General features: G+C 71.7%; 25 protein-coding genes and 4 pseudogenes. 24 read left to right on the top strand and 5 right to left on the bottom strand.

What is annotated here, in order from left to right; genetic code table 11:
- The first annotated feature begins 4 nt into the window (after window positions 1-4).
- Genes ABZ858_RS28530 through ABZ858_RS28515 form a run of 4 tightly spaced genes read left to right on the top strand, consistent with a single transcriptional unit; the run spans window position 5 to window position 3,012 of the window.
- Window positions 5-1,048 carry a hypothetical protein gene (locus tag ABZ858_RS28530; RefSeq protein ID WP_020120657.1) on the top strand — a complete coding sequence of 348 codons (1,044 nt, stop codon included), beginning with the start codon at window positions 5-7 and terminating at the stop codon, window positions 1,046-1,048.
- Window positions 1,045-1,734: a YdcF family protein gene (locus ABZ858_RS28525; protein ID WP_361384614.1), complete on the top strand. Its 690-nt coding sequence runs from the start codon at window positions 1,045-1,047 to the stop codon at window positions 1,732-1,734. Before ABZ858_RS28530 ends, ABZ858_RS28525 begins: the two co-directional genes overlap by 4 nt.
- Entirely contained in the window at window positions 1,670-2,488 is an 819-nt protein-coding gene (locus ABZ858_RS28520; protein ID WP_361384611.1) for a WbqC family protein, read from the top strand. Before ABZ858_RS28525 ends, ABZ858_RS28520 begins: the two co-directional genes overlap by 65 nt.
- Complete coding sequence (locus ABZ858_RS28515; RefSeq protein WP_361384608.1) at window positions 2,485-3,012, top strand: flavoprotein; 528 nt, start codon at window positions 2,485-2,487, stop codon at window positions 3,010-3,012. Before ABZ858_RS28520 ends, ABZ858_RS28515 begins: the two co-directional genes overlap by 4 nt.
- Here ABZ858_RS28515 and ABZ858_RS28510 read toward each other — a convergent pair.
- Together ABZ858_RS28510 and mobC are read right to left on the bottom strand one after the other, a co-directional pair.
- A pseudogene (locus ABZ858_RS28510) lies at window positions 3,013-3,423 on the bottom strand (mobilization protein); the annotation flags it as partial.
- A gap of 161 nt (window positions 3,424-3,584) precedes the next feature.
- Window positions 3,585-3,863, bottom strand: coding sequence for a plasmid mobilization relaxosome protein MobC (gene mobC / locus ABZ858_RS28505; RefSeq protein WP_361384604.1), 279 nt, complete (start codon window positions 3,861-3,863; stop codon window positions 3,585-3,587).
- A 146-nt stretch (window positions 3,864-4,009) separates the two neighbouring features.
- On the opposite strand from mobC, the pseudogene ABZ858_RS28500 reads away from it, so the two are divergent.
- A pseudogene (locus tag ABZ858_RS28500) lies at window positions 4,010-4,057 on the top strand (hypothetical protein); the annotation flags it as partial.
- 78 nt (window positions 4,058-4,135) lie between these two features.
- Window positions 4,136-5,056, top strand: a complete 921-nt coding sequence (locus ABZ858_RS28495; RefSeq protein ID WP_361384601.1) for a tyrosine-type recombinase/integrase — start codon at window positions 4,136-4,138, stop codon at window positions 5,054-5,056.
- A gap of 47 nt (window positions 5,057-5,103) precedes the next feature.
- Here the strand turns inward: ABZ858_RS28495 and ABZ858_RS28490 are convergent, their stop codons facing one another.
- Window positions 5,104-5,763 carry a hypothetical protein gene (locus tag ABZ858_RS28490; protein ID WP_361384598.1) on the bottom strand — a complete coding sequence of 220 codons (660 nt, stop codon included), beginning with the start codon at window positions 5,761-5,763 and terminating at the stop codon, window positions 5,104-5,106.
- Window positions 5,764-6,209: 446 nt separating this feature from the next.
- Here ABZ858_RS28490 and hemL point away from each other — a divergent pair, with 446 nt between their 5' ends.
- The 17 genes and pseudogenes from hemL to ABZ858_RS28405 all read left to right on the top strand — a co-directional run bounded on the left by hemL (window position 6,210) and on the right by ABZ858_RS28405 (window position 22,280).
- On the top strand, window positions 6,210-7,526 hold the full coding sequence (gene hemL, locus ABZ858_RS28485) for a glutamate-1-semialdehyde 2,1-aminomutase (protein WP_361384595.1): 1,317 nt from the start codon (window positions 6,210-6,212) through the stop codon (window positions 7,524-7,526).
- Window positions 7,523-8,248 (top strand): histidine phosphatase family protein, encoded by a 726-nt coding sequence (locus tag ABZ858_RS28480; protein WP_361384592.1) that lies wholly within the window; start codon window positions 7,523-7,525, stop codon window positions 8,246-8,248. The genes hemL and ABZ858_RS28480 overlap by 4 nt, the downstream gene beginning before the upstream one ends.
- A gap of 189 nt (window positions 8,249-8,437) precedes the next feature.
- The gene (locus tag ABZ858_RS28475) at window positions 8,438-9,748 is read left to right on the top strand and encodes a hypothetical protein (protein WP_361384589.1); all 1,311 of its coding nucleotides are present in this window, start codon (window positions 8,438-8,440) and stop codon (window positions 9,746-9,748) included.
- 66 nt (window positions 9,749-9,814) lie between these two features.
- Window positions 9,815-10,492, top strand: coding sequence for a TlpA disulfide reductase family protein (locus ABZ858_RS28470; protein ID WP_361384586.1), 678 nt, complete (start codon window positions 9,815-9,817; stop codon window positions 10,490-10,492).
- Window positions 10,493-10,498: 6 nt separating this feature from the next.
- On the top strand, window positions 10,499-11,260 hold the full coding sequence (locus ABZ858_RS28465; RefSeq protein ID WP_361384583.1) for a cytochrome c biogenesis protein CcdA: 762 nt from the start codon (window positions 10,499-10,501) through the stop codon (window positions 11,258-11,260).
- Between the two features lie 3 nt (window positions 11,261-11,263).
- A complete protein-coding gene (locus tag ABZ858_RS28460) occupies window positions 11,264-13,057 on the top strand; it encodes a cytochrome c biogenesis protein ResB (protein WP_361384580.1) in 1,794 nt (597 codons plus the stop codon).
- Window positions 13,054-14,163 carry a c-type cytochrome biogenesis protein CcsB gene (gene ccsB, locus ABZ858_RS28455; RefSeq protein ID WP_361384577.1) on the top strand — a complete coding sequence of 370 codons (1,110 nt, stop codon included), beginning with the start codon at window positions 13,054-13,056 and terminating at the stop codon, window positions 14,161-14,163. The genes ABZ858_RS28460 and ccsB overlap by 4 nt, the downstream gene beginning before the upstream one ends.
- A 49-nt stretch (window positions 14,164-14,212) precedes the next feature.
- Entirely contained in the window at window positions 14,213-14,632 is a 420-nt protein-coding gene (locus tag ABZ858_RS28450; protein WP_361384574.1) for an SRPBCC domain-containing protein, read from the top strand.
- Between the two features lie 119 nt (window positions 14,633-14,751).
- Window positions 14,752-16,203 (top strand): menaquinone biosynthesis decarboxylase, encoded by a 1,452-nt coding sequence (locus tag ABZ858_RS28445; protein WP_361384571.1) that lies wholly within the window; start codon window positions 14,752-14,754, stop codon window positions 16,201-16,203.
- A 79-nt stretch (window positions 16,204-16,282) separates the two neighbouring features.
- On the top strand, window positions 16,283-17,185 hold the full coding sequence (gene mqnP / locus ABZ858_RS28440) for a menaquinone biosynthesis prenyltransferase MqnP (RefSeq protein WP_361384568.1): 903 nt from the start codon (window positions 16,283-16,285) through the stop codon (window positions 17,183-17,185).
- A 65-nt stretch (window positions 17,186-17,250) separates the two neighbouring features.
- Entirely contained in the window at window positions 17,251-17,961 is a 711-nt protein-coding gene (locus tag ABZ858_RS28435; RefSeq protein ID WP_361384565.1) for a UbiX family flavin prenyltransferase, read from the top strand.
- Window positions 17,962-18,066: 105 nt separating this feature from the next.
- Window positions 18,067-18,525, top strand: a complete 459-nt coding sequence (locus ABZ858_RS28430; protein WP_361384561.1) for an Lrp/AsnC family transcriptional regulator — start codon at window positions 18,067-18,069, stop codon at window positions 18,523-18,525.
- 54 nt (window positions 18,526-18,579) lie between these two features.
- Window positions 18,580-19,743 carry an aminofutalosine synthase MqnE gene (gene mqnE / locus ABZ858_RS28425; protein ID WP_361384558.1) on the top strand — a complete coding sequence of 388 codons (1,164 nt, stop codon included), beginning with the start codon at window positions 18,580-18,582 and terminating at the stop codon, window positions 19,741-19,743.
- 174 nt (window positions 19,744-19,917) lie between these two features.
- Window positions 19,918-20,590 (top strand): annotated as a pseudogene (locus tag ABZ858_RS28420) (UdgX family uracil-DNA binding protein).
- A 16-nt stretch (window positions 20,591-20,606) separates the two neighbouring features.
- Window positions 20,607-21,131: a GNAT family N-acetyltransferase gene (locus tag ABZ858_RS28415; protein ID WP_361384555.1), complete on the top strand. Its 525-nt coding sequence runs from the start codon at window positions 20,607-20,609 to the stop codon at window positions 21,129-21,131.
- 129 nt (window positions 21,132-21,260) lie between these two features.
- A complete protein-coding gene (locus ABZ858_RS28410) occupies window positions 21,261-21,560 on the top strand; it encodes a DUF4229 domain-containing protein (RefSeq protein ID WP_361384552.1) in 300 nt (99 codons plus the stop codon).
- Window positions 21,561-21,644: 84 nt separating this feature from the next.
- Complete coding sequence (locus ABZ858_RS28405) at window positions 21,645-22,280, top strand: TetR/AcrR family transcriptional regulator (RefSeq protein WP_361384549.1); 636 nt, start codon at window positions 21,645-21,647, stop codon at window positions 22,278-22,280.
- 3 nt (window positions 22,281-22,283) lie between these two features.
- Here the strand turns inward: ABZ858_RS28405 and ABZ858_RS28400 are convergent, their stop codons facing one another.
- Together ABZ858_RS28400 and ABZ858_RS28395 are read right to left on the bottom strand one after the other, a co-directional pair.
- Window positions 22,284-23,342 carry a MaoC/PaaZ C-terminal domain-containing protein gene (locus ABZ858_RS28400; protein WP_361384546.1) on the bottom strand — a complete coding sequence of 353 codons (1,059 nt, stop codon included), beginning with the start codon at window positions 23,340-23,342 and terminating at the stop codon, window positions 22,284-22,286.
- A 4-nt stretch (window positions 23,343-23,346) separates the two neighbouring features.
- Complete coding sequence (locus ABZ858_RS28395) at window positions 23,347-24,711, bottom strand: 3-oxoacyl-ACP reductase (RefSeq protein WP_361384544.1); 1,365 nt, start codon at window positions 24,709-24,711, stop codon at window positions 23,347-23,349.
- Window positions 24,712-24,857: 146 nt separating this feature from the next.
- Here ABZ858_RS28395 and ABZ858_RS28390 point away from each other — a divergent pair.
- A pseudogene (locus tag ABZ858_RS28390) lies at window positions 24,858-26,123 on the top strand (acetyl-CoA C-acetyltransferase); the annotation flags it as partial.
- Window positions 26,124-26,223 lie beyond the last annotated feature (100 nt).

Here is a 26,223-nt window from a genome sequence, read left to right as displayed (position 1 = left end):
ATCCGTGGTCAGCGTGCAGCAGTGGACAGGTCGGGAGGCGAGCGCCCTGCGCGCCGCGTTGCGTATGAGCACGCGCGCTTTCGCCGAGCACCTCGGTGTCGCGCTGCGCACGGTTGCGAAGTGGGAGAGCCTCGGCGCGGAGACGCAGCCCCGACCGGACACCCAGGCCATCCTCGATACCGCACTCGCACGGGCGGATTCCGCCGCCCAAGCCCGCTTCGAGGCAGTGCTGTTCCCTGAGCGGAAGAGCGCGCGGCCGGCGGACTACGAGACCTGGACCGAGGACATCGAGCGCGCTGTTGTCTGCATCAGCCGCCAGGACTTCCCGTTCGCCTCGACCTTGTTGAACCGCTGGTTGGGCAGCCGTGCACCGCATCAGCTGGACGACAAGGGCCTCTATTTGTACGGCCGTTCCCTCGTGCTCCTTGGCGACCTCCAGCGCGATCAGGGCGCGATCCTCGGCCCACTCTCAGCCCGGCACTCCTACGTGACCGCTCGCGGTATGTTCACCGAACTCGACATCCCGCGCCGGGTGGCTCAGATCGAGCTGTCCCTGGCCGTCGTCCAGGAGATGTCGGGCCAGTTGGAATCCTCCGCTCGCCACTACGAACTCCTCGCTGGGGACCAGCGCCTGAGCCCGCGTGACCGTGCCAGGGCGCGGCTGTGGGTGGGTACGGCGCTGAGCAAGGAGGGCGATAACGAGTACGCGACCGGCGTCATGGTCGAGGCCACTCGCTCCTTCGAGGATCTGGGCGAGCCGGAGGACTGGTCGGTCGCCCACCAGAAGCTGGCCCTGGCCCACCGGGGCGCCGGCGACCTGAAGCAAGCCCTGCATTACATCGACATCGCGCGGACCACCGGCACGGTCGACTCCCCGATGCAGCGGGTGCGATTGGACACCGCGTACGGGCACATCCTTCTGTCGGATGCGGCGACCCGGAATGATGGGCTGTCCGTCCTCGATCAGGCGGCACAGGTGGCTCGCCAGTACGGGCTGAGCCACCAGCTGCGCAGCATCGAGGGCATCCGGAAGGACCAGCAGGGATGAGCCAGGGAGTGCCAGTGCCGGAGCACGAGCAGCGCCAGATCACCGACGAGCAGTTCCACGATGCGACGCTGATCTGGAACTACCACCAGATGGGCCACGAGCAGCGGCCCTGCTCGGCGGCGATCGGCCTGGGCAGCCACGACCTCGGTGTCGCCACGGCGGCCGCCGACCTCTACCGCGCCGGCCTCTTCCCGGTCGTGGTCTTCAGTGGCGGCAACAGCCCCACCACCCGGGCCCGCTTCCCGCGCGGCGAAGCGGTCCATTACCGCGAGCACGCTCTGAGTCTGGGTGTGCCGGACGAGGCGATCCTGGTCGAGGCGAAGGCGGCGAACACCGGCCAGAACATCACCTTCTCCCGTGAGCTGCTGGCCGGAGCCGGTATCGGGGTCGAGTCGCTGCTGCTGATCTCCAAGCCGTACATGGAGCGTCGCTCGTACGCGACGTGCCGCAAGTTGTGGCCGGAGGTCGAGGTCGTGTGTGCGTCCGAGCCGCTGGAGCTGGACGACTACATCAAGTCGATCGGCGACGAGAAGCTCGTTGTCGACATGCTCGTCGGTGACCTGCAACGGGTGATCGAGTACCCGAAGCTCGGGTTCGCCGTCGAGCAGGACGTACCGGGGGATGTACATGTCGCTTACGAGCGCCTTCTACACGGCGGATTCGACAGCCGCCTCATCAGTACCTGAGTCACCGCGCGTCGGGCCGCCGGGCGGGGTGTGCGCGATCCACCAGCCGAACCTGTTTCCGCGGCTGTCCACGTTGGCCAAGCTGTACGCCGCCGACCGGTGGATCGTTCTCGGCGACGTCCAGTTTGCCCGGCGCGACTATCAGCACCGGGCCCGCCTTGCTGCACTGGACGAGCCCGCACATCAGCAGTGGCTCACACTTCCTACGCATCTGCCCGACGGGCGCCCGACGCTGATCAGTCAGGCGCGGCTCGCCGACCCCGGCCGCTCCCGTCGCACCGTGAGTCTTTTGATCCGGCAGTACTACGGCCGCAGCCACCACTGGCCCGCGGTGCGTGAAGTCCTGGAGGCGGTTCTCGATGAGTTCGAGGCGACCGACCGTGTCTCCGACGTTGCCAGGGCATCGACGGTCGCCCTGCTGACCGCGTTGGGCTGGAGCGGCGAGGTACTGGACAGCGGCGCGATTCCGACCCGAGGAGACCGCTCGGAGCGACTTGCCGACCTAGCCGCGGCCACCGGCAGCACCCACTATCTCTGCGGCACGGGCGGCTGGCGCTACCTCGACCTGGCTCCGTTCGATGTCCAAGGCATCCCTGTGCTGGCTTTCCACACCCCTGTGGATACGGAAGGCCCACTCTGGCGGCGGTCCCGAGAGATCAGCAGCCTCTGGGCGCTGAGCCAGATCGGCCCGGAAGCCCTGGCTGCCATGCTGGCGGCCCATCGACACGAGCTGCCTCTGGGGGTCTTCACGTGACCGAGCCGCAAGCACCGGAAAAGAAGCCGTTCCTTTACGTCGTCGTGTGCGCGGCCGGAGTCGCCGACAGCGTCGGCAAGCTGATCACGGCTGCTCAGGAGGCGAACTGGGACGTGGGCATAGTGGCCACTCCGCAGGGCCTGGGCTTCGTCGATACGGAGGCGGTAGAGGCCCAGACCGGCTACCCCATCCGCTCGGCCTGGCGTTCCCCCGGGGATCCTCGTCCGCTGCCGCCCGCCGACGCCATCGCGGTGGCGCCGGCCACCTTCAATACGGTCAACAAGTGGGCGGCAGGGATATCCGACACCCTTGCCCTGGGCATCCCCACGGCCGTCCTGCCGTACGTGAACTCGGCCCAGGCCGCCCATCCCGCGTACCGGCAGAGCCTGGAGCGGTTGCGGGAGATGGGCGTCCTGGTCGGTTCGTATGTGCCGCATCGGCCGAAGGCCGGCGGCGGGGCCGACCGCTACCGCTGGGAGGAGGCGCTGGAACTGCTCACTCCCAAGGTGTCCGCGCGGCCGTAATCAGCGTCGCCGTGCCGACTGGGGCTGTGGGGGAGGAGCTGTTGCCGCAGGCTGGACGGGAGTAGCCCGGGCTGCCTCGGCTCGTGGACTGGGTGCGTGGCGTTCGCCGAGGCGGCGGATGCGCCAGGTCAGGGCGCGGGCGGGACTGTGGGCGTCGTCCAGGGTGCGCTGGCCGAGGGCCTGGTCGAGGACGGTGGCTGCGTTGTGTCCTGCTGCTTCTGCCTCGGCGAGCACGGTGGCGAGTGCATCCCAGGCGGGATCGGCCAGGATGCGCTCGGCGTGTTGCGGTACTGCCTCCCGGAGGTGGTGGGCGTAGCGGCGCTTGGTCTGCGGGCTGGGTGCCCGGCTGGCGAGGCCGACCAGGACCGGCTCGGCGACCTGCGCGTACGCGGCCTGCAGATGGACGAGGGTCGTGGTGGGGGCTGCGGCCGGGGTCGGGGGCGAAGTCGTTCCAGGAGGCCACTAGGTGCGGGTCGATGTGCTCGTTGGCCCGGCCCTTGCCGAAGAGGTAGCCGATCGTGCGGCGCGTGGCGTGGGGCCCTTTGCCGAGGATGATCTTCGGGATCAAGGGCTCACCGCCCCTCGGTGATCTGGGCGACCGCGGTGTCCACCTCGACGATGGACGCCTCGACGCGGTCCAGGAGTCGTTGGACGGTGTCGGGGTGGGGCCAGGCGCCGTCCTTGTTGAGGTGCCAGGTGAGCTGGTTGAGGTTGTTGCCGATGCCGCCGAGCTGCCGGTTGGAGACCATCAGCGCCTTGACCATGGCGCGGTAGTCGGCGACGGCGGCGGTGGGGTCGTCGGCGCGGGCGGCGGCGAGCGCGCACTCGGCGACATAGCCGCCGGGCTGCATGCGGCTCAGGGCGGCGGCCTTCTGGACGAGGGCGAACTCGTCGTCGTTGGCGCGGTTCCTACGTCGTCCCGGCCGAGACGAAGCAAACGCTCGGCGCCTACGCGCAGAAGTGGCTTGACGCGAACTCCGTCGGCCCGACGACCGCGCTCCGCTACGAGGCGACCGTCCGCAACCACATCGTCGAGCAACTCGGCCGACGTGAGCTGCGGTCCCTCAACCAGCCCTCGATCATTCAGGGGTGGATCCGCACGCTCCAGGACGGCGGCCTGGAGGTGTCGACGATCGAGGGCATCTTCGACATCCTCTCCAGCATCCTCGGCGCGGCCGCGGAGGACGGGCTGCTGCCCAAGAACCCCTGCAAGGCGAAGTCGGTCAAGCTCCCGACCGTGACCAAGAAGAAGATCATCCCTTGGTCGCTGGAGCGCGTCCGCGCGGTCATCGCCGAACTCCCGAAGCGCTTTCAGGCCGGCGGCAAGCTCGCCTTCGGCTGCGGCCTACGCCAGGGTGAGGTGTTCGGCTTCGCCGTCGAGGACATCGACTTCAAGGGCGGCTGGATCCACGTCAACCGCCAGGTGCGGCTGGTCGGTAGGAAGCCGGTCTTCGCCCTGCCCAAGGGCAACAGGATCCGGTCAGTGTCGCTGTCGGCTCAGCTCGCCGCCGCCCTCAATGCCCACATGAAGGAGTTCCCGCCGGTCGAGGTCACCCTGCCCTGGACCAAGCCGGACGGCGAGCCGAAGACCTTCCGCCTCGTCTTCGTAGACGAGAAGGGGCGAGCCTACAACCGCAGCGTCTTCACCATGGGCGACTGGAAGCGCGCCCTGGCCGCCGCCGGCGTGATCCCTCCCCGCGAGCGCGGGGCGCGCTACCTCCAGGCGGCTCCGGAAGACGGCATGCACGCCCTCCGGCACGCGTACGCCTCCGTGCTCCTGGACGCGGGGAGAGCATCAAGGCGCTCTCCGAGTATCTCGGGCACTCGGACCCGGGTTTCACGCTGCGGACGTACACGCATCTGCTGCCGTCCAGCGAGACCCGCACCCGCAAGGCGATCGACGACGCCTTCACAGAAGCCGAGGGAGAAGCCGAGGCAGAAGACGAGGACGACCCGCCCGGCACCCAGGGCACATCAGTGCCCCAGCGAAACCCATGTGCCCTCAATGTGCCCTGGCCGCCTGACGGCCTCTCTCCGCACATGACGAGGGCGGGGTCCGAAACCCCGCCCAAAAACCACTGAAACACCAGGTCAGGGCCACACCAGGCAATACGGCTGGTGCCCCGCCTCATGCAACCGATGGCTGAAGTCCTGCCACTCGTGCAGCAGTTGGTACACGTTGAACGCGTCCCGGGGGCCGCCGCGGTCCGGGACCGTGGACCAGATGAAGGCGGCCGCGCCGACCGCTTCCTCGCCGATGCCGCGGAGGGGGTCGACGACGGTCATGGGGAGTTTGACGACGGCGTAGTCGGGGTGGAGGACGACCAGTTCCAGGGGCGGGACCCGGTGCAGCGGGACGCCCTCGATGCCGGTGAGGACCATCGCGGCCATGGTCTCCGGCTTGATCTTGGTGAACATGCCGTTCATGCCGAGTTCGTCGCCGCCGAGTTCCTCGGGGCGCATCGAGATCGGGACGCGGGCCGCGGTCGCGCCGTCCGGCGCGCCGAAGTACTTGTACGTCACCCCCACCCGACCACCATTCCTGCTCTCCGCCCGGAGGCGATCGGTCCGGCGGCCCGGCCGGTCGTCGTGCCGCCGGTCGGGACGCTCGGTCTCGCCCGGCGCGTTCTGCGCACCCTGTGCCTGACGTGCCTCGGCGGCTTCCTCCGCGTCGCGTCGGTGCCTTCCCCGCCGGGCACGTCGAGGACCCAGGTCGTCAGTCCCCTCGCCCAGTCCGCCACCGCGATGCATATCTCCACCCGACTGCTTTTCTAGGACGCGTGGCCCCCGCCGCGCAACCCGATCATCGTGTCAGTGACCTCCCCCACGGCCGCACGCCGAAACGTGCGCCGAAACATCTGCCCGCGGGATCCTCTCGGCCCTTCGTACGGCCCTGACACGACCTTTCGCCCTGTCCATACGTACGAGGGCTCCAGTTTCTCAGATGGGCGGGGGGTTATTCGCGAATCCGGTGCTTCCGGCCCGACCCGCCTCCGGTCCGCGTCCGGTCCCCCTCTCTCTCCTTCCGGTCCGCCTCCGGTCCGCCTCCGGTCCCTTTGCGGCCCGCCCCGGGCCGCCCTGCTCCCCTCCCGGCCTCCCGGCCCCCCGCCCCCGCTGGCCTACCCTGAACAGGTCACTGCCCGCCGGATGTCCGAAAGTCCCCGATAAGACCCGAGAAATCGGAGAAGTCGCAGGTCATGAGCGAACTGCCATACCCATACGAAGCCCCCGCCTCGCAGGCGCTGTTCGACCGTGCGGCGGCCGTCACGCCCGGTGGCGTGAACTCGCCGGTGCGTGCCTTCCGTGCCGTGGGCGGTACGCCCCGGTTCATGGTGTCCGGCAGCGGCCCGTACCTGACGGACGCCGACGGGCGCGAGTACGTCGACCTCGTGTGCTCCTGGGGACCGATGATCCTCGGCCACAGCCACCCCGAGGTGATCGCCGCCGTGCAGGAGGCCGTCGCGCGCGGCACGTCCTTCGGTACGCCCGGCGAGGGCGAGGTCGCCCTCGCGGAGGAGATGACCGGCCGGGTCGGGCCGCTGGAGCAGGTGCGGCTGGTGTCCAGCGGGACCGAGGCCACCATGTCCGCGATCCGGCTCGCCCGCGGGTTCACGCAGCGCACCAAGGTGGTCAAGTTCGCCGGCTGCTACCACGGGCACGTGGACTCGCTGCTCGCCGCCGCCGGATCGGGCCTCGCCACCTTCGCGCTGCCCGACACCCCGGGCGTCACCGGCGCCCAGGCCGGCGACACGATCGTGCTGCCGTACAACGACCTCGACGCGGTGCGCGCCGCCTTCGCCGCCCACCCGGGCGAGATCGCCTGCGTGATCACCGAGGCCTCGCCCGGCAACATGGGCGTCGTACCGCCGCTGCCCGGGTTCAACCAGGGGCTGAAGGACGTGTGCGCGCAAAACGGCGCGCTGTACGTCTCCGACGAGGTCATGACCGGGTTCCGCACCAGCCGCGCCGGGTGGTTCGGCGTGGACGGGGTGGTGCCCGACCTGATGACCTTCGGGAAGGTGATGGGCGGCGGGTTCCCGGCCGCCGCGTTCGGCGGGCGGGCCGACGTCATGGCGCACCTCGCCCCGGCCGGCCCCGTCTACCAGGCCGGCACCCTCTCCGGCAACCCGGTCGCCACCGCGGCCGGCCTCGCCCAGCTGCGGCTGCTCGACGAGGCCGCGTACGCCACGGTGAACGCGGTCTCGCGGCAGCTGCAGGCGATGGTCTCCGAGGCGCTCACCAAGGAGGGCGTCACGCACACCCTCCAGAACGCCTCCAACATGTTCTCGGTGTTCTTCACCGACCGGCCGGTGCGCGACTACGACGACGCCCGCGCGCAGGAGTCGTACCGCTACACCGCCTTCTTCCACGCGATGCTGGCGAACGGCGTGTACCTGCCGCCCTCGTCCTTCGAGTCCTGGTTCGTGTCCACCACCCACGACGAGCAGGCCCTGCAGCGGATCGCCGACGCCCTCCCGGCGGCGGCCCGCGCGGCGGCGGAGGCGACGGCATGAGCGGGACCGGGAAGAACAAGAAGGGTGAGATGGACGTCACCGTCGTCCATCTCATGCGGCACGGGGAGGTGGAGAACCCGACCGGGGTGCTCTACGGGCGGCTGCCCGGCTACCACCTGTCCGAGCTCGGGCGCCGGATGGCCGAGCGGGTCGCCGAGCACCTGGCGCCGCGCGATGTGACGTACGTCGTCGCCTCGCCGCTGGAGCGGGCGCAGGAGACGGCGACGCCGATCGCCAAGGCGCACGGGCTCGACCTCGCCACCGACGAGCGGCTGATCGAGGCCGCCAACATCTTCCAGGGCAAGACCTTCGGCGTCGGCGACGGCGCGCTGCGCCGGCCGGCGAACTGGAAGCACGTGGTCAACCCGTTCCGGCCGTCCTGGGGCGAGCCGTACATCGATCAGGTGGTGCGCATGATGGGCGCGCTGAACGCGGCGAAGGACCAGGCGCGCGGGCACGAGGCCGTGCTCGTCAGCCACCAGCTGCCGATCTGGACCGTGCGCTCCTACGTGGAGCGGCGGCGGCTGTGGCACGACCCGCGCAAGCGGCAGTGCACGCTCGCCTCGCTGACGACGTTCACCTACCGGGGCGACCGGATCGTCTCCGTCGGGTACAGCGAGCCGGCCCGCGATCTGGTCCCGGCCCATCTGCTGGCGGGCGCCAAGCCGGTCAAGGGCAGGGGCAAGGGCAACGGGCAGCAGGGCAAGGCGTTCGGGGCGTAGCGTCGGGCTCGGGGCGTAGCGTCGGGCTCGTCCGGGGCGTGCCGCCCGGCGCCGGCCGGTCACAGGTCGGTCACACGCGAACGGTTTCTTTGCATATGTTGTGAATTTCATATCGCACCGGGCAACCTCACCGTCCGTCACGGCCTCTTAGTGGGTGACCACTAGAGGACGTGACGGATCGGGGAACTCATGAGCACCTTCTCGCGAAGGGGAATACTCGGCCTCGGCGCGGGCACCGCGGCCGCCGTCGGACTGGCGGCCTGCGGGAGTCAGAAGGGCGGCTCGGACGACGACGCCGGCGGCTCGGGCACGGGCGCGCAGGGCAAGGGCAAGGACGGCACGCAGCAGGCCGCGCGGCCCATCGGTGACGGCTCGACGTCGTTCACCGGCGCGCAGCCGCACCAGCCGGCCAAGCCGGTGCCGCTGGAGCCGGGCCAGACCCCGCCGCAGTTCGTGATCTTCTCCTGGGACGGCGCCGGCGAGGTCGGCAACGGACTGTTCCCGCGCTTCCTCGACCTGGCCAAGCAGCACGAGGCGAGCATGACCTTCTTCCTCTCCGGGCTCTACCTGCTGCCCGAGAGCAAGAAGCGGATGTACGAGCCGCCGAACAACGCGCGCGGCGCCTCCGACATCGGCTACCTCACCGACGAGCACATCAAGGCCACCCTCACCAACGTGCGCCGCGCGTGGCTGGAGGGCCACGAGATCGGCACCCACTTCAACGGCCACTTCTGCTCCGGCCACGGCACGGTCGAGCACTGGACGCCCAAGCAGTGGCGCAGCGAGATCGACCAGGCCAAGGCGTTCGTCAAGCAGTGGAAGACCAACACCGGCTGGAACGACCTGCCCGCGCTGCCCTTCGACTACGACAAGGAACTGGTCGGCGGCCGCACCCCCTGCCTGCTCGGCCAGAACAACCTGCTGCCCACCGCGCACGAGCTGGGCTGGCGCTACGACGCCTCCTCGCCGGGCGGCCGGCAGGTCTGGCCGTCGAAGAAGCTGGGCATCTGGGACCTCCCGCTGCAGCAGGTGCCGTTCCCCGGCCGCAAGTTCGAGGTCCTCTCGATGGACTACAACATGCTCGCCAACCAGTCGAAGAACTCCACCAAGGCCCCGCCGGCCAACTACCCGGGCTGGCGCAAGCAGTCGGCCCAGGCGTACATCCAGGGCTTCCAGCGGGCATACGAGACAAACCGGGCACCGTTCTTCATCGGCAACCACTTCGAGCAGTGGAACGGCGGGATCTACATGGACTCCGTCGAAGAGGCCTTCAAGCACATCGCCGCCGAGAAGGAGAAGGGCGCGGACGTGCGCATGGTCTCCTTCCGGCAGTTCGTCGACTGGATCGACGCGCAGAAGCCGGAGGTGCTCGCCAAGCTGCGGCACCTGGACGTCGGCCAGCGGCCGGCCGGCGGCTGGAAGGAGTTCATGAAGGACACCTCGGGCACCGGCACGCAGGGCGCGAACGGAGCCTCGAACGGGACCCCGAACGCCGCCTGAAATGCGGGTTTCCGCCCGAGAGGGGGGCGGGCAAGATCCGCGGAACAGGCATGCGAAACTTTTCACATGAGTGCCGCCAGCCGCGCCCCCCAGTGCTCGAACCGGGCGAACCGTACGTCCCGTCCGCACCGCACGCGCACGCGTCCGCACCCGCCGCGGGTCAGCGGGCGCGCCGCCCTGCTCGCCGCCGCGACCGCGGTGGCGGCGCTCACCCTGTCCGCGTGCGGCTCCGGCGGCACCTCCGGCGGCGGCAACAACACCAACTTCATCACCAGCTCCGACGGCATCGCGACGGTGAAGAAGGGCGAGCGCGGGCCCGCGCCCGACCTGTCCGGGCCGACCGTCGACGGCAAGCAGCTCGACACCGCCTCCTACAAGGGCAAGGTCGTCGTCCTCAACGTCTGGGGCTCCTGGTGCTCGCCCTGCCGTGCCGAGGCGCCGAACTTCGCCAAGGTGGCCAAGGACACCGCCGCCCAGGGCGTGCAGTTCGTCGGCCTCAACACCCGCGACCCCCAGGCCGACGGCCCCCGGGCGTTCGAGAAGAACTACGGGACGCCGTACCCGAGCCTGTTCGACCCCACCGGCAAGCTGATGCTCCGCTTCAAGAAGGGCACCCTCAACCCGCAGGCCATCCCGAGCACCCTCGTCATCGACCGGGACGGCGACATCGCGGCGCGCGCCCTCCAGCCGCTCAGCGAGGAACGGCTGCGCAAGATGCTCGACCCGGTCCTCGCGGAGAAGTGAGCCGCCGTGCTACTGGCCGCAGCCACTGATCCCAACCAGACGGTGTTCAGCGGAGCCCTGCTGCTCGCGCTGCCCGTCGCCGTGCTCGGCGGGCTCGTCTCCTTCTTCTCGCCCTGTGTCCTGCCGCTGGTCCCCGGCTACCTGTCGTACGTGACCGGCGTCACCGGCACCGACCTGGCCGAGGCCCGGCGCGGACGGATGACCGTGGGCGCCTCGCTCTTCGTGCTCGGCTTCACCGTGGTGTTCGTCTCCGGCGGCGCGCTGTTCGGCTTCTTCGGGCAGACCCTCCAGGAATACAAGGGGACGCTGTCCAAGGTGCTGGGCGTGCTCATGATCCTCATGGGCGTGTTCTTCATGGGCCTGATGCCCTGGCTGACCCAGCGCGAGTTCCGCTTCCACCGGCGCCCGGCCGCCGGACTGGTCGGCGCGCCCCTGCTCGGCGCCCTGTTCGGGGTCGGCTGGACCCCGTGCATCGGCCCGACCCTCGCCTCCGTGGTGGCGCTCTCCTCCAACCAGGCGAGCGCCGGCCGCGGCGCGCTGCTGACCGTCGCCTACTGCGCCGGGCTCGGCATTCCGTTCGTGCTCACCGCGATCGCCTTCCGCAAGGCGCTCGGCGCCTTCGGCTGGGTCAAGCGCCACTATGTGTGGGTGCTGCGCATCGGCGGCACGATGATGATCGTGACCGGTGTGCTGCTGCTCACCGGCGCCTGGGACCAGCTGGTGCAGGACATGCAGAACTGGTCCACCGGCTTCACTGTGGGGATCTGATCCATGAGCAAGACCACGACGGACACCACCGGCGACCCGGCCCAGGACGCCCCGCCCCCCGGCGAGGACGACCTCGGCGCGGCCGGCTCGCAGCTGTCCACCGCCCCCACCGAGAAAGCCGTCCCCGGCTCCTTCGGCGGCCGCCGCGCCCCCGGCCTGACCGGATGGCTCACCTGGACCTGGCGGGAGGTCACCGGCTGGGTCCGCTGGTTCTGGCGGCAGCTCACCTCCATGCGGGTCGCGCTGCTGCTGCTGTTCCTGCTCTCCCTGGGCGCCATCCCCGGCTCGCTGATCCCGCAGAACGGCAGCGACGCGATGAAGGTGGCCGCCTTCCGGCAGGCCCACCGCACACTCGGCCCGGTCTACGACAAGCTCGGCCTGTTCCACGTCTACAGCTCGGTGTGGTTCTCCGCGATCTACATCCTGCTGTTCGTCTCCCTCATCGGCTGCATCGTGCCGCGCACCTGGCAGTTCACCGGCCAGCTGCGCAGCCGCCCGCCGGGCGCCCCCAAGCGGCTGACCCGGCTGCCCGCGTATGCCACCTGGCGCACCGCCGCCCCGCCCGAGGAGGTCCGCGAGGCCGCCCTGAAGGCACTCAGGCAGCGCCGCTTCCGCGCCCACACCGCCGGTGACGCGGTCGCCGCCGAGAAGGGCTACCTGCGCGAGGCCGGCAACCTGCTCTTCCACATCGCGCTGATCGTGATGCTGATCGCCTTCGCCTGGGGCCAGTTGTTCAAGACCGAGGGCGATAAGCTGATCGTCGAGGGCGACGGGTTCTCCAACACCCTCACCCAGTACGACGACTTCAAGTCGGGCAACCTCTTCGACGACGACGACCTCGTGCCGTTCAGCTTCCGCCTGAACAAGTTCACCGGCACCTACGAGCGCACCGGCCCCAACCGGGGCACCCCGCGCACCTACCAGGCGGACCTCACCTACAGCCTCGGCGCCGACGGCAGGAGCAAGCAGCGGACCGTCAAGGTCAACGAGCCGCTGGAGATCGACGACGCCAAGGTCTACCTGGTCAGCCACGGCTACGCGCCGACCGTCACCGTGCGCGACGGCAAGGGGAACGTGGTCTACCACGACGCCGTGCCGCTGCTGCCGCTCGACTCCAACGTCACCTCGCAGGGCGCGATCAAGGTGCTGGACGGCTACACGAACCCGCAGGGCAAGAAGGAGCAGCTCGGCTTCGCGGCGTTCTTCGTGCCGACCTTCGCCGGGGCCGGCAAGGGCTCGATGTTCTCCCAGTTCCCCGGCCTGGAGTTCCCGGTCCTGGCGCTCGGCGCCTACCACGGCGACCTCGGCGTGAGCGCGGGCATCCCGCAGAACGTCTACCAGCTGGACACCAAGGACCCGGCCCTCAAGCCGTTCAAGGACGCCAAGGGCAACATCCTCAAGGGGCGGCTGCTGCCCGGCGAGACCATGAAGCTGCCCGGCGGCGCCGGCTCCATCACCTTCGACAAGGACATCAAGGAGTGGGCCGGCTTCCAGATCGTCCAGCAGCCCGGCACCGGCTGGGCGCTGGCCGGCGCCCTCGGCGCCATCCTCGGCCTGGCCGGCTCGCTGTTCATCCAGCGCCGCCGGGTCTGGGTGCGCGCGGTGCGGGGCGCCGACGGCCTGACGGTCGTCGAGGTGGCCGGGCTCGGCCGCAGCGAATCCGCGAAGCTCCCCGAGGAGATCGGCACCCTGGCCGCCCTCGTCCACGACAAGGCACCCGCACAGACCGACGCCGACCCCGCCCGGGAGCCGGACGCCGCCACCTCCGTACCCGCCGAAGGGGCTGAGAACAAGTGACTCCCGCCGCAACCGAGCTCGCCACGGCGACCAACGAGCATCTCGCGCACACCAGCAACATCCTCATCTACTCGTCGATGGCCGTGTACATGCTGGCCTTCCTCGCGTACATCGCCGAATGGCTCTTCGGCAGCCGCAGCAAGGTGGCCCGCACGGCCGCCGCGCTGACCGCCGCAGCGGGCTCCGCGCAGCCGGCCAAGGCCCAGCAGCCGGCCGTCACCGTGCAGTCGGCCGGCGGGACCGCCGTCCTGGAGCGGCCCGAGGTCGTCGTGCGGTCCGCCGCCGGCGCCCGCGACGTGCCCGACGGGCCCGGCGCGCACGGCGGCGACGAGCAGGGCGACCTGTACGGCCGGATCGCCATCTCCCTCACCGTGCTCGCCTTCCTCGTGGAGCTGGCCGGCGTCGTCGCCCGCGCGGCCTCCGTGGAGCGGGCGCCGTGGGGCAACATGTACGAGTTCAACATCACCTTCTCCACGGTCGCGGTCGGCGTCTACCTCGGGCTGCTCGCGCTGAAGAAGAACGTGCGCTGGATCGGCCTGTTCCTGACCACCACGGTCCTGCTCGACCTCGGCCTCGCGGTCACCGTGCTCTACACCGCGAGCGACCAGCTGGTCCCGGCCCTGCACTCGTACTGGCTCTACATCCACGTCTCCACCGCGATCTTCTGCGGCGCGGCCCTGTACGTCGGCGCGGTCGCCACCCTGGCGTACCTCTTCAAGGACTCCTACGAGAACAAGCTGGCCGGCGGCGGCACGCCCGGCACCTTCGCCACCTCGGTCCTGGAGCGGCTGCCTTCCTCGGCGACCCTGGACAAGTTCGCCTACCGGATCAACGCGGGCGTCTTCCCGCTGTGGACGTTCACGATCATCGCGGGCTCCATCTGGGCCGAGTCGGCCTGGGGCCGCTACTGGGGCTGGGACCCCAAGGAGACCTGGGCGTTCATCACCTGGGTCGGCTACGCCTGCTACCTGCACGCCCGCTCCACGGCCGGCTGGAAGGGCCGCAAGGCCGCGTACATCGCGCTGATCGCCTTCGCCTGCTACCTGTTCAACTACTACGGCGTGAACATCTTCGTCAGCGGCAAGCACTCCTACGCGGGCGTCTGAAACGCGGAAACGCGGGCGTCCGACCGGCCACCGGGGGAACCCGGGGACCATGACCGGTTCCATCGCACAGGGCACCAGCCAGACCCACGGGAACACGCACATCCTCCACTTCCTGGTCCGGCTCGCCCGGCCCATGGAAGCGGTCTGGCCGGCGCTGACCACACCGCAGGGGCTCGCGCGCTGGTTCACCCCCGCCGACGAGCTGGAACCCCGGCTCGGCGGCGCGGTCAGCCTGCGGGGCCTGGGCAGCGGGCAGATCACCGCGTGGGACGTCGACCGGGTCGCCGAGTACACGCTCGGCACCGGCCGCGTCCGCTTCCACCTGGAACGCGACGGCGAGGACGGCTGCGCGCTCCGCTTCACCCACGAGTTCTCGGGCGAGGCGGAGCCGGCGTCGGAGCCGGCGGCGCAGCCTGCCTCGGAACGCGCCTGGCGGGCGCGCTTCGAGCGCCTGATCGAACAGCTGTGAGCGGTCCCGCGCCAGGGACACGCACTCCGGCCGGTCCGGCACCACGGCCTCCTCGCCGTGCCCCCCTGTGCGGCCCCCGGTGACCGGACCGGGTGGGCCGGTGGCCGATACTGGGACGCATGGCTTACGACGATCTTCGCTCCCTGCTGCGGGCGCTGGAGCGCGAGGGCGACCTCAAGCGCATCAAGGCCGAGGTCGACCCCCACCTGGAGGTCGGTGAGATCGTCGACCGGGTGCAGAAGTCGGGCGGTCCCGCACTGCTCTTCGAGAACGTGAAGGGCTCGGCGATGCCGCTGGCCATGAACGTCTTCGGCACCGACCGGCGGCTGCTGAAGGCGCTCGGCCTCACCTCGTACGGCGAGATCAGCGAGAAGATCGGCGGGCTGCTGCGGCCGGAGCTGCCGCACGGGTTCGTCGGCGTGCGCGAGGCGTTCGGCAAGCTCGGCGCGATGGCGCACGTACCGCCGCGCAAGGTCAAGGAGGCCCCCGTCCAGGAGGTCGTGCTGCGCGGCGACGACGTCGACCTCGACGCCCTGCCCGCCCTGTTCACCTGGCCCCAGGACGGCGGCTCCTTCTTCAACCTCGGGCTCACCCACACCAAGGACCCCGAGTCGGGCGTGCGCAACCTCGGGCTGTACCGGCTCCAGCGCCACGACCGGCGCACCATCGGCATGCACTGGCAGATCCACAAGGACAGCCGCAACCACTACCAGGTGGCGGCCCGCAGGGGTGAGCGGCTGCCGGTCGCGATCGCCTTCGGCTGCCCGCCCGCCGTGACGTACGCCTCCACCGCCCCGCTGCCCGGCGACATCGACGAGTACCTGTTCGCCGGGTTCCTCGCGGGCAGGCGGATCGAGATGGTGGACTGCGAGACCGTCCCGCTCCAGGTGCCGGCGAACGCCGAGGTCGTCCTTGAGGGCTGGCTGGAGCCCGGCGAGACGCTGCCCGAGGGGCCCTTCGGCGACCACACCGGCTTCTACACCCCGCAGGAACCCTTCCCGGCGCTCACCATCGACTGCGTGACCATGCGCAAGCGGCCACTGCTCCAGTCGATCGTGGTGGGCCGCCCGCCGACCGAGGACGGCCCGCTGGGCCGCGCCACCGAGCGGTTCTTCCTCCCGCTGCTGAAGATCATCGTGCCGGACATCGTGGACTACCACCTGCCCGAGGCGGGCGGCTTCCACAACTGCGCGATCGTCTCCATCGACAAGAAGTACCCCAAGCACGCCCAGAAGGTGATGCACGCCATCTGGGGGGCGCACATGATGTCCCTGACCAAGCTGATCGTGGTCGTCGACGCCGACTGCGACGTGCACGACCTGCACGAGGTCGCCTGGCGGGCCCTCGGCAACACCGACTACGCCCGCGACCTCACCGTGGTCGAGGGCCCCGTCGACCACCTCGACCACGCCTCCTACCAGCAGTTCTGGGGCGGCAAGGCGGGCATCGACGCGACGAAGAAGCTGCCCGGGGAGGGGTACACCCGCGACGGCGGCTGGCCGGAGATGGTGGTCTCCGACCCGGAGACATCCCAACGGGTGACGCGACGCTGGAAGGAGTACGGACTGTGAGAGGTGGCCGCATGACGGTGTACGGCAGCGCGGATACGGGGTTTCCCCGCCGACGCGGGGATGATCCGGAGTACGGCCGGTGAGCAGCGCCTCCGCAGCCATCCCGCAGCCGGGACGCACCAGAGCTTTCCTGCGCCTGGTGATGATCGAGCACTCGGTGTTCGCGCTGCCCTTCGCCTACATCGCCTCGCTCACCGCGATGTACGAGTGGGACGAGTCCGTCCACTGGGCCAGGCTGCTCCTGGTCACCGTCTGCATGGTGGGGCTGCGCACCTTCGCCATGGCGGTGAACCGGATCATCGACCGGGAGATCGACGCCCGCAATCCGCGCACCGCCCAGCGCGAGCTGGTCACCGGCGCGATGTCGGTGCGGCACGCCTGGACCGGCGCGCTGATCGCCGTCGCCGTCTTCCTGGGCGCCGCCGCCGCGCTGAACCCGCTCTGCCTGGCCCTCGCGCCCATCGCGGTGGTCCCGATGGTGGTCTACCCCTACGGCAAGCGGTTCACGAACTTCCCGCAGGCCATCCTGGGCATCGCCCAGGCCATGGGCCCGATCGGCGGCTGGCTGGCGATCAGCGGCGAGTGGTCCTGGAAGGCGGTGGTCCTCGGCCTCGCCGTGGGCATCTGGATCGGCGGCTTCGACCTGATCTACGCCTGCCAGGACGTCGAGACGGACCGCGAGATCGGCGTCCGCTCGGTCCCGGCCCGCTTCGGCATCCCGGCCGCCGTCCGGGGCGCCCGCGCCTGCCACACGGTCACCACCGCCCTGTTCGTCTGGTTCGCCCTCGCCACCGGCGCCGGTGTCTTCTTCTGGCTGGGCCTGGTCGTCGTCGCGGGCGCCTTCCTCTACGAGCACACGATCGTCCGCCCGCACGACCTGACCCGCCTGAACCGGGCGTTCTTCAGCGTCAACGGGTTCATCGGGATCGCACTGTTCGTGTGCGCGCTGCTCGATCTCGTCGTCCGGGGACTGCGGGCCTGACCCCCCGGTCCGCCGCACACTCCCTCGGATTCGGATCATGAACGCCGCCGGATAGGCTCGACACCATGAAGCCAGGAGAATCGCAGCGCGCGCCTTGGATCGTGGGGGTGTCCGGAGCGTCCGGTACGCCGTACGCGGCGGCCGTGCTGCGGGGGCTGATCGAGGCCGGGGAAAGCGTGGACCTCGTGGTCAGCCGGGCCTCGCGGCTCACCCTGCTCGACGAGACCGGTATCTCCTTCCGGGACGCGCACTGGCGCGACGACCTGCGCGCGTGGCTGTCCCTCGGGGCCGACGGCAAGCCCGGCACGTTCGACGTGGACACCACGGACGTACGGCACTGGAGCGCCGGTGACCTGGCGGCCGGGCCGTCCTCGGGGTCGTACCCGGCCCGGGGCATGCTGATCGTGCCCGCCTCGACGGCGTGCGTGGCGGGTGTCGCGCTCGGCCTGTCGAAGGACCTGCTGCAACGGGCGGCGAGCGTGACCCTGAAAGAGGGCCGGCCGCTGGTCGTGGCCGTTCGGGAGACCCCGCTGAACGGACCGACGCTGCGGCAGCTGGTCGCCCTGGACGAGGCGGGCGCCACCGTCCTGCCCGCCTCGCCCGCCTTCTACGCCGGTGCGACGCACATCCAGCACCTGGTGGACTTCGTCGCCGGCCGCGCCCTCGACGCGGTGGGCGTGCCGCACCGGCTCTACCGCCGCTGGGAAGGCGACCTGGGCGGCGCGAGCGGCGGCGGCGCCGGAGGCGGCAGGGGCGGCGGACCCCGCCCCGCCTGATCCCGACGGTCGGCACCGCACCACCGGCACCGCACCACCAGCACTGCACTACCAGCACCACCACTCGACACTTCAGGAACTTCTTTCAGCGGAAGGCTCGATCGCATGGACGCGGTGGACAGGCAGCTCATCCAGGCTCTGCGGGAGAACGGCCGGGCCTCCTACGCGGAGCTGGGACGCCTCGTCGGCCTGTCGGGACCGAGTGTCACCGACCGCATCAACCGGCTGGAGAGCGCCGGGGTCATCACCGGCTACCGCGCCACCGTGGACGCCGCCTCGCTCGGTCTGGGCGTGATCGCCCTGATCGGCATCTCGCTCTCCGACGCCGCCGACCACGAGGACGTGGCGCAGCGGCTGAAGGACCTGCCCGAGATCGAGGACTGCTGGTTCATCGCGGGCGACGACTCCTTCATGCTCAAGGTGCGGGCCACGGACGTGGACGGCCTGGAGCGGATCATCCGGCGGCTGTCGGGCACCAAGGGCGTGTCCCGGACCCGTACCACGATCGTGCTCTCCACCAAGTGGGAGAACCGGGTGGGTGAGCTGCCCGAAGAGGTGCAGTGATCCAGGCGTACCGTTGGCGGGGACTTCCGGGAAGCGGCAGGAAAGAGGTAGGGCATGGACGTCGGGCTCAAGCGCGAGCTGGAGGAGAAGGTCCGCTCCGGTGAGCGGCTGACCCGCGAGGACGGCATCGCGCTGTACGAGTCGGACGACCTGGCCTGGCTCGGCGGCCTCGCGCACGAGGTGCGGACGCGGAAGAACGGCGACGTCGTCCACTTCAACGTCAACCGTCACCTCAACATGACCAACGTGTGCACGGCCTCGTGCGCCTACTGCTCGTTCCAGCGCAAGCCGGGCGAGAAGGACGCGTACACGATGCGCATCGAGGAGGCCGTCAAGCTCGCCAAGGCGATGGAGGCGGACAACCTCACCGAACTGCACATCGTCAACGGGCTGCACCCCAACCTGCCCTGGCGCTACTACCCGCGTTCGCTGCGCGAGCTGAAGGCCGCGCTGCCGGACGTGTCGCTGAAGGCGTTCACGGCCACCGAGATCCACCACTTCGAGACGATCTCCGGGCTGAGCGCGAGCGAGATCCTGGACGAGCTGATCGACGCCGGCCTGGAGTCGCTGACCGGCGGCGGCGCGGAGATCTTCGACTGGGAGGTGCGGCAGCACATCGTCGACCACCGCACCCACTGGGAGGACTGGTCGCGCATCCACCGGCTGGCGCACCAGAAGGGCCTGAAGACCCCGTGCACCATGCTGTACGGGCACATCGAGGAGCCCAGGCACCGGGTGGACCACGTGCTGCGGCTGCGCGAGCTGCAGGACGAGACCGGCGGCTTCCAGGTGTTCATCCCGCTGCGCTACCAGCACGACTTCGTCGACGTGCGGGACGGCAAGGTCCGCAACCGGCTCCAGGCCCGGACCACGATGGCCACCGGCGCGGAGGCGCTCAAGACGTTCGCCGTCTCGCGGCTGCTGTTCGACAACGTGCCGCACGTGAAGGTGTTCTGGGTGATGCACGGCGTGCAGACCGCCCAGCTCGCCCTCCAGCACGGGGCGGACGACATGGACGGCTCGGTCGTCGAGTACAAGATCACGCACGACGCGGACAACTACGGCACGCCGAACAAGCTGACCCGCGACGACCTGCTGGAGCTGATCCGCGACGCCGGGTTCCGCCCGGTCGAGCGCAACACCCGGTACGAGATCATCCGGGAGTACGACGGCCCGGACGCGGAGCGCCGCGAGTCGCCGCAGCCCATGCGGGTGTGACGCCCGTACCGGGGGGCGGTGTGACGCCCGTTCCGGGGGGTGGTGCGGCGCCCGTTCCGGGGGGTGGTGCGGCGCGCGGCGCCGTGAGGCCGGATGCCGGGCGGGTACCCGTCCGGTATGGCCGGCACCAAGGCGAAGACGTCCACGGCCGGGGTGAAGGCGTCCGCCGCAAGGCTGAGGCGTCCGCCACCGAAGACGCCCGCCACCAAGGCCAAGGCGGTCGCGTCCGCACCCGAGGACGCCTACACCGCCGAGCCGTTCGTCCCGGCGCACGCGGACCTGGCCGCCCTGCGCGCGGCCGCCGCGGGCTGCCGGGGCTGCCCCCCGCACCGGGACGCCACGCGGACCGTGTTCGGCGCGGGCGCGGCGCACGCCCGGGTGATGCTCGTCGGCGAGCGGCCCGGCGACCAGGAGGACCGCCGGGGCCGGCCGTTCGTCGGACCGGCCGGCAAGCTGCTCGACCGGGCGCCGGCCGAGGCGGGCATCGACCCGGGCGAGGCGTATGTCACCAACGCGGTCAAGCACTTCAAGTTCACCCGGGCCGAGCCGGGCAAGCGCCGTATCCACAAGGCGCCGAGCCTGCGGCCCGTGGCCGGCGGCCGAGCCGGCGCTGGTGGAGCCCGAGCTGATCGTGGTGCCGGGCGCCACGGCCGGCAAGGCGCTGCTCGGCTCGTCGTTCCGGGTCACCCGGGTGCGCGGGACGGTGCTGGAGGAGGAGATCCACGGGCGTCCCGAGCGGCTGGTGCCGACCGTCCACCCGTCCTCCGTGCTGCGCGCGGACGACCGCGAGGGCGCGTACCGGGGGCTGGTCTCCGATCTGAAAATCGCCGCGGCCGCCCTGGGGTAATGGGTACGCTGGCGCAATGCCTCTTACTTTTACGCTGGATCCGTCCGTCGACCGCGCCCTGCGCGACGGCATCCTCGATCTGTGGGCCGATGTCACGGACGCCGGGGGAGCGGTCGGCTTCGTGGCGCCCGCCGTGCGCGAGGAGATACGGGCGGAAGTGGTCCGGCACTTCGTGGCGATGGCCGAGGGGCGCTCCCGGCTGCTGGTCGGCCACGACGAGGACGGGCGGGTCGCGGCGACCGCCTTCCTCACCCGCAACACCCACCGGCTGATGACCCACTGGCTGTGGCTCTACACGGTGATGGTGCACCCGCGCCACCAGGGCGCGGGATACGGCCGCGACCTGCTGGCCGCGGCGGCCGACGCTGCCCGTTCCCTCGACGGTGTCGAGGCGATCCGGCTCTCCTGCCGGGGCGGACTCGGCCTGGAGCGGTTCTACGCCTCCTGCGGCTACAAGGAGGTCGGCCGGGTGCCGGGGGCCATCCGGGTGGCGCCGGGCGACGAACGCGACGACGTGATCATGCTGCTCCCGCTGTCCTGAGACCCGCCGCCCGCCGTCTCGACCTGGGGTTTCGCCCGCTCGCCCCACCCCCTTGCCGGGCCGGGCGTCCGGCGTGCTTCACTGGACGGTGCCTGTTTGGCCCTGTTCGGAACGGAAGAGTGGATTGAGATGCTCCGCTACACGCTGATGCGCCTCGGCATCTTCCTGGGCTGCCTCGCGGTCGCCTGGGGGCTCGTGTACGCCGATATCGTGCCGAGCGGCCGCAACGGCTCCAACGGCCTCTGGATCCCCCTGCTCGCCCTGGTGCTCTCGGCCCCGATCAGCTTCGTCGTGCTGCGCAAGGAGCGGGACCGGGCGTCGGTGCAGGTCGCCGCGCGGGTGGACCGGATGAAGGCGAACATGGAGGCCGCCGGGCTGGCGGAGGATCTGGCCGACGAGCGGGCGCGGGCCGGGACCAAGACGTCCTGACGCCGCTCCGGGACTGTTCCGGCGCCCGTCTGTTCCGGCGCCGTCTGATCCGCCGCCGGCGGCGCGAACCGTAGGCTTGCGCGCATGGGTGCCGTGAAGACCAAGCGGATGCCGCGGGCGGTGCGGGAACAGCAGATGCTGGACGCCGCCGTACGGACCTTCGGCCGCCGCGGCTACATGGCCGCGTCGATGGACGAGATCGCCGAACTCGCGGGCGTCTCCAAGCCGTTGGTCTACCTGTACCTGAACTCCAAGGACGACCTCTTCAGCGCCTGCATCCGCCGGGAGGCGAGCGCCCTGGCGGCGGCCGTGCGCGCCGGGGTGCGCCCCGGCCTCCCCGCCGACCGGCAGCTGTGGGAGGGCCTGCGGGCGTTCTTCACGCACACCGCCCGCCACCCGGACGGCTGGTCGGTGCTCCATGTGCAGGCCCGTACCCACGGCGAGCGGTTCGCGGCCGAGGTGCGGGTGATGCGGGCCCAGATCGTCGTGTTCGTCACGCAGCTGATCATCGAGGCCGCGCGGCAGGAACTGTCCGGGCACGAGGCCGCCGGGCTCGCCGAGGCACTGGTCGGCGCCGCCGAGTCCCTGGCCGCCTGGGCCAACACCACCCCGGGCGTCACCGCCCGCCAGGCGGCGGCCACCCTGATGAACTTCGCCTGGGCGGGACTGGGCGACCTCCGCGAGGGCCGGCCCTGGACACCGCCCGCGCCCGAGGAGTGACACTCACCGCCGCCCGGCCGGCGCCGTCACCTCGCCCGTCACGTACGGCCGCCCGCCCCGCGCCGCCCGCAGTGCGAAGCGGCCGCTGCCGTCGGCGGCGTAGACGACCGTGCCCGGCAGCAGCACCGGCGCCCTGAACTCGGCCCGGACGGCGGCCGCTTCGGGGGTGCCGTGGGCGGCGAGGCAGCGGGCCACGGTCCACATGCCGTGCGCGAGGGCGCGGGGGAAGCCGAACAGGCGGGCGGTGAGCGGGTGCAGGTGGATGGGGTTGCGGTCGCCGGACGCGGCACCGTAACGCCGCCCCAGGTCACCGGGCAGGTGCCACTCGTCGACGGTGGGCAGGGGGGTGGCCTCGGCGCGGGTCCCTTCGGAGTGGGGGTCCTCGGGCGGGGCGGGCTCCGCGTGATCGCTCGCGCGGCCGTCCTCCCCTGCCGTGCGGTGGCGTGCCAGATACGTGCTCGCCGACTCCCAGACCACCTCGCCGCCCGCCGCCCGCAGCCCGGTGGCGACGGTGGCCTCGGTGCCGCGCCGGTGCGGTGCGAGACCGGCGACGTGCACGGACAGCTCGTACGTCCCGGTGACCGGCAGGGCGGAGTGCCGGGTGACGGCGAAGGAGGTGTGGACCAGGCCGAGCAGCGGCAGCGGGAAGGCCGCGTCGCTCATCAGGCGCATGGCGAGCGGGAAGCCCAGCACGTGCGGACAGGTGATCGGCAGCGCGCCGGTGCCGGTCGGGAAGCCGCACACCCGCTCGTAGGCGGCCAGCCGCGCGAGGTCCACACGGACGGACGGCAGCACGAGCCGGGTGCGCGGGAAGGGCGCGCCGGGGGACGGCCGCTTGCGCGGGGAGCGCAGGGCGCCGCGCGCGAGGAGCGGGGCGAGGGCGGGGGAGCGGGGGAGGACGACGGTGGCGCGGTCGCCCGGATCGGCGAGGTCGCCCGGGGCGGCGCGGTCGTGCGGGGCGGCGAGGTCGCCCGGGTCGGCGAGGTCGCCCGGATCGGTGCGGTCGCCCGGGTCGGCGCGGTCGTGCGGGTCGGTGCGGTCGTGCGGGTCGGCGGCGGTCATGGCCTCACGCCCCCAGCAGGCTCTGCCCGCACACGCGGACGACCTGGCCGTTGACCGCGCCGGAGGCCGGGTGGGCGAGCCAGGCGATGGTCTCGGCGACGTCCACGGGCAGGCCGCCCTGCCCGAGGGAGTTCATCCGGCGGCCCGCCTCGCGGAGGAACAGCGGCACCGCGGCGGTCATCCTCGTCTCGATGAACCCGGGCGCGACCGCGTTCACCGTCACCCCGTGCCCGGCCAGCGCGCGGGGCGCCAGGGCGCGGACGAGTCCGGCGACGCCCGCCTTGCTCGCGCCGTAGTTGGTCTGGCCCGCGTTGCCGGCCAGGCCCGCGATGGAGGCGGTGGCCACGATCCGCCCGCCGGGGCGCAGGGCACCGGCCGCGAGCAGCGCGTCGGTGGTGCGCAGCACGCTCGCGAGGTTGACGTCGAGGACCTGGCTCCAGCGCTCGGCGGGCATGTTCGCCAGCCGCCGGTCACGGGTGATGCCCGCGTTGTGGACCAGCACGTCCAGGCCCTCGGGAAGGGCGGCGGCGATCCGGTCGCCCGCGTCGGCGGCGGTGATGTCCAGGGCGAGGGCGGTGCCGCCGAGGCGGGCGGCGACCGCGCAGGCGTCCCGCTCGGCCGCCGGGACGTCCAGTACGACGACGTGGGCGCCGTCCCGGGCGAGGGTCTCGGCGACCGCCTCGCCGATGCCCCGGGCGGCGCCGGTGACGAGCGCGGTGCGCCCGGCCAGGGGGCGTTCCCAGTCGTCGGGGGCGGCCGGTTCCTGCGCTCCGACGTGGACGACCTGGCCGCTGACGTAGGCGGACCTGGGGGAGAGCAGGAAGCGGAGGGTGGACTCGGCGGCCCAGGCGTCGGTGAGCCGGACCAGATTGACGGTCCTGCCGCGGCCGATCTCCTTGCCGAGCGAGCGGGTGAAGCCCTCCAGGGCCTGCTGGGCGGCGGCCTGGTGGTGGTCGTCCGGGGCCAGCGGGGCGCCCAGCACGACCACCCGGCCGCTCGGGGCGAGGGACCGGACCACCGGGTGCAGCGCGGCGTGCACCCCGGCGAGCGCGGGCACGTCCCGGACGCCGGTGGCGTCCAGCACGACGGCGGCCGGGGCCCGGCCACCGGCGGCGGGGCCCTCGTCACCGGTGGGGCCCTGGTCCGCGGCGGGGCCCTGTTCGGCGGCGGGCAGTCCGGTGCGGGCCAGGACGGCGGCGAGGCCGGGACCCAGGGCGGAGGTGCCCGCCGTCCGGCGCAGCAGCGGGCCGTCGAGCGCCGGGCGTCCGGGTGACCAGCGGTGCAGGGCGGCGGGCTGGGGCAGGCCGAGGCGGCGGGTGAGGAAGCGGCCGGGTGCGGTGCCGGTGAAGCTCAGATAGCGGTCGGCCATGTGCCGTCTCCCCTGGGTCCACTCTTGCTTACTCTGGAGTAATGTTACCGGTGGTAAGCCTACGTCACGGGTGAGGAGCAGGTCGAGATGAGTTCCCTTGTGCCCGGACCCGGACCCGGACCGGGCCCCGGACCCGCGCCGCGCGCCAGGCCCGCCGGGTGGCGGTCGTCGGCGGTGCGCGCATCCCCTTCGCCCGCGCGGACGGCCCGTACGCCACCGCCTCGAACCAGGACATGCTGACCGCCGCCCTGAACGGCCTCGTCGAGCGGTACGCGCTCCAGGAGCTGGGCGCGGTAGGGGAGTTCGTCGCCGGAGCCGTCCTCAAGCACGCCCGCGACTTCAACCTGGCCCGTGAGACCGTCCTCGGCTCGGCGCTGGACGCGCGGACCCCGGCGTACGACGTCCAGCAGGCGTGCGGCACCGGCCTCCAGGCGGTGATCGCCGCCGCCAACAAGATCGCCCTCGGCCAGACCGAGTCCGCGGTCGCGGGCGGCGCCGACACCGCGAGCGACGCGCCGCTCGGCGTCAACGACACCCTGCGCCGCATCCTGCTGGCGGCCCGGCGGGCGAAGACGCCCGGTGCCCGGCTCCGCGCGCTCGCCAGGGTGCGTCCGGGACACCTCGTCCCCGACATCCCGCGCAACGCCGAACCGCGCACCGGCCTGTCCATGGGCGAGCACGCCGCCGTGACCGCCCGCGCCTGGGGCATCACCCGCCAGGCCCAGGACGAACTGGCCGCCGCCGGCCACCAGCGGCTCGCCGCCGCCTACGAACGCGGCTTCTTCCAGGATCTGGTGGTCCCCTTCCGCGGCCTGTCCCGCGACCAGAACCTGCGGCCCGGCTCCACTGTGGACCAACTCGCCGCCCTCAAGCCCGTGTTCGGCCTGGACGGCCCCGGCCCCACGATGACCGCGGGCAACTCCACCCCGCTCACCGACGGCGCCGCCACCGTGCTGCTCGCCTCCGAGGAGTGGGCACGCGCCCGCGGCCTGGTACCGCTGGCCTACCTGACGGCGTACGAGACGGCCGCCGTGGACTTCGTGCGCGGCGACGTCGCCGACGGCGAGGACGGACTGCTCATGGCGCCCGCGTACGCCGTCCCGCGCATGCTGGAGCGCGCCGGGCTCGGCATCGAGGACTTCGATCTGGTCGAGATCCACGAGGCGTTCGCCTCCCAGGTGCTCGCGACCCTGGCGGCCTGGGAGAAGCGCGGCCTGGCCCCGGTCGACCGCGCCCGCCTCAACGTCACGGGCTCCTCCCTCGCCACCGGCCACCCCTTCGCCGCCACCGGCGCCCGGATCGTGGCGACCCTGGCCCGGCTGCTCGCCGACCGCGACGGCCCCGGCCGCGGCCTGATCTCGGTGTGCGCGGCGGGCGGGCAGGGCGTCACGGCGATCCTGGAACGCGCCTGACCGGGCACCCGCGGGCGGCCGGGGCCCGGTCCGCGAGACCGCACAGCCCGCCCACCGGCGGCCGGGCCCCGTCGCCAGGACTGCACACCCCCGGCCCCCA

The organism is Streptomyces sp. NPDC047017, from assembly GCF_040644175.1.
In the GTDB taxonomy this organism is placed as follows: Bacteria; Actinomycetota; Actinomycetes; order Streptomycetales; family Streptomycetaceae; genus Streptomyces.
Note: the sequence above shows the minus strand (reverse complement) of the source record. Positions and strands in the feature narration are given on the sequence as shown.

Bases quoted from the DNA above. Each gene is read 5' to 3' on its own strand.
- ABZ858_RS28525 (WP_361384614.1), top strand. From the start codon at position 1,045: ATGAGCCAGGGAGTGCCAGTGCCGGAGCACGAGCAGCGCCAGATCACC.
- ABZ858_RS28520 (WP_361384611.1), top strand. From the start codon at position 1,670: ATGTACATGTCGCTTACGAGCGCCTTCTACACGGCGGATTCGACAGCC.
- mobC (WP_361384604.1), bottom strand. From the start codon at position 3,863: ATGCAGCCCGGCGGCTATGTCGCCGAGTGCGCGCTCGCCGCCGCCCGC.
- ABZ858_RS28490 (WP_361384598.1), bottom strand. From the start codon at position 5,763: ATGCATCGCGGTGGCGGACTGGGCGAGGGGACTGACGACCTGGGTCCT.
- hemL (WP_361384595.1), top strand. From the start codon at position 6,210: ATGAGCGAACTGCCATACCCATACGAAGCCCCCGCCTCGCAGGCGCTG.
- ABZ858_RS28480 (WP_361384592.1), top strand. From the start codon at position 7,523: ATGAGCGGGACCGGGAAGAACAAGAAGGGTGAGATGGACGTCACCGTC.
- ABZ858_RS28475 (WP_361384589.1), top strand. From the start codon at position 8,438: ATGAGCACCTTCTCGCGAAGGGGAATACTCGGCCTCGGCGCGGGCACC.
- ABZ858_RS28470 (WP_361384586.1), top strand. From the start codon at position 9,815: ATGAGTGCCGCCAGCCGCGCCCCCCAGTGCTCGAACCGGGCGAACCGT.
- ABZ858_RS28460 (WP_361384580.1), top strand. From the start codon at position 11,264: ATGAGCAAGACCACGACGGACACCACCGGCGACCCGGCCCAGGACGCC.
- ABZ858_RS28450 (WP_361384574.1), top strand. From the start codon at position 14,213: ATGACCGGTTCCATCGCACAGGGCACCAGCCAGACCCACGGGAACACG.
- ABZ858_RS28445 (WP_361384571.1), top strand. From the start codon at position 14,752: ATGGCTTACGACGATCTTCGCTCCCTGCTGCGGGCGCTGGAGCGCGAG.
- ABZ858_RS28435 (WP_361384565.1), top strand. From the start codon at position 17,251: ATGAAGCCAGGAGAATCGCAGCGCGCGCCTTGGATCGTGGGGGTGTCC.
- ABZ858_RS28430 (WP_361384561.1), top strand. From the start codon at position 18,067: ATGGACGCGGTGGACAGGCAGCTCATCCAGGCTCTGCGGGAGAACGGC.
- mqnE (WP_361384558.1), top strand. From the start codon at position 18,580: ATGGACGTCGGGCTCAAGCGCGAGCTGGAGGAGAAGGTCCGCTCCGGT.
- ABZ858_RS28415 (WP_361384555.1), top strand. From the start codon at position 20,607: ATGCCTCTTACTTTTACGCTGGATCCGTCCGTCGACCGCGCCCTGCGC.
- ABZ858_RS28410 (WP_361384552.1), top strand. From the start codon at position 21,261: ATGCTCCGCTACACGCTGATGCGCCTCGGCATCTTCCTGGGCTGCCTC.
- ABZ858_RS28405 (WP_361384549.1), top strand. From the start codon at position 21,645: ATGGGTGCCGTGAAGACCAAGCGGATGCCGCGGGCGGTGCGGGAACAG.
- ABZ858_RS28400 (WP_361384546.1), bottom strand. From the start codon at position 23,342: ATGACCGCCGCCGACCCGCACGACCGCACCGACCCGCACGACCGCGCC.
- ABZ858_RS28395 (WP_361384544.1), bottom strand. From the start codon at position 24,711: ATGGCCGACCGCTATCTGAGCTTCACCGGCACCGCACCCGGCCGCTTC.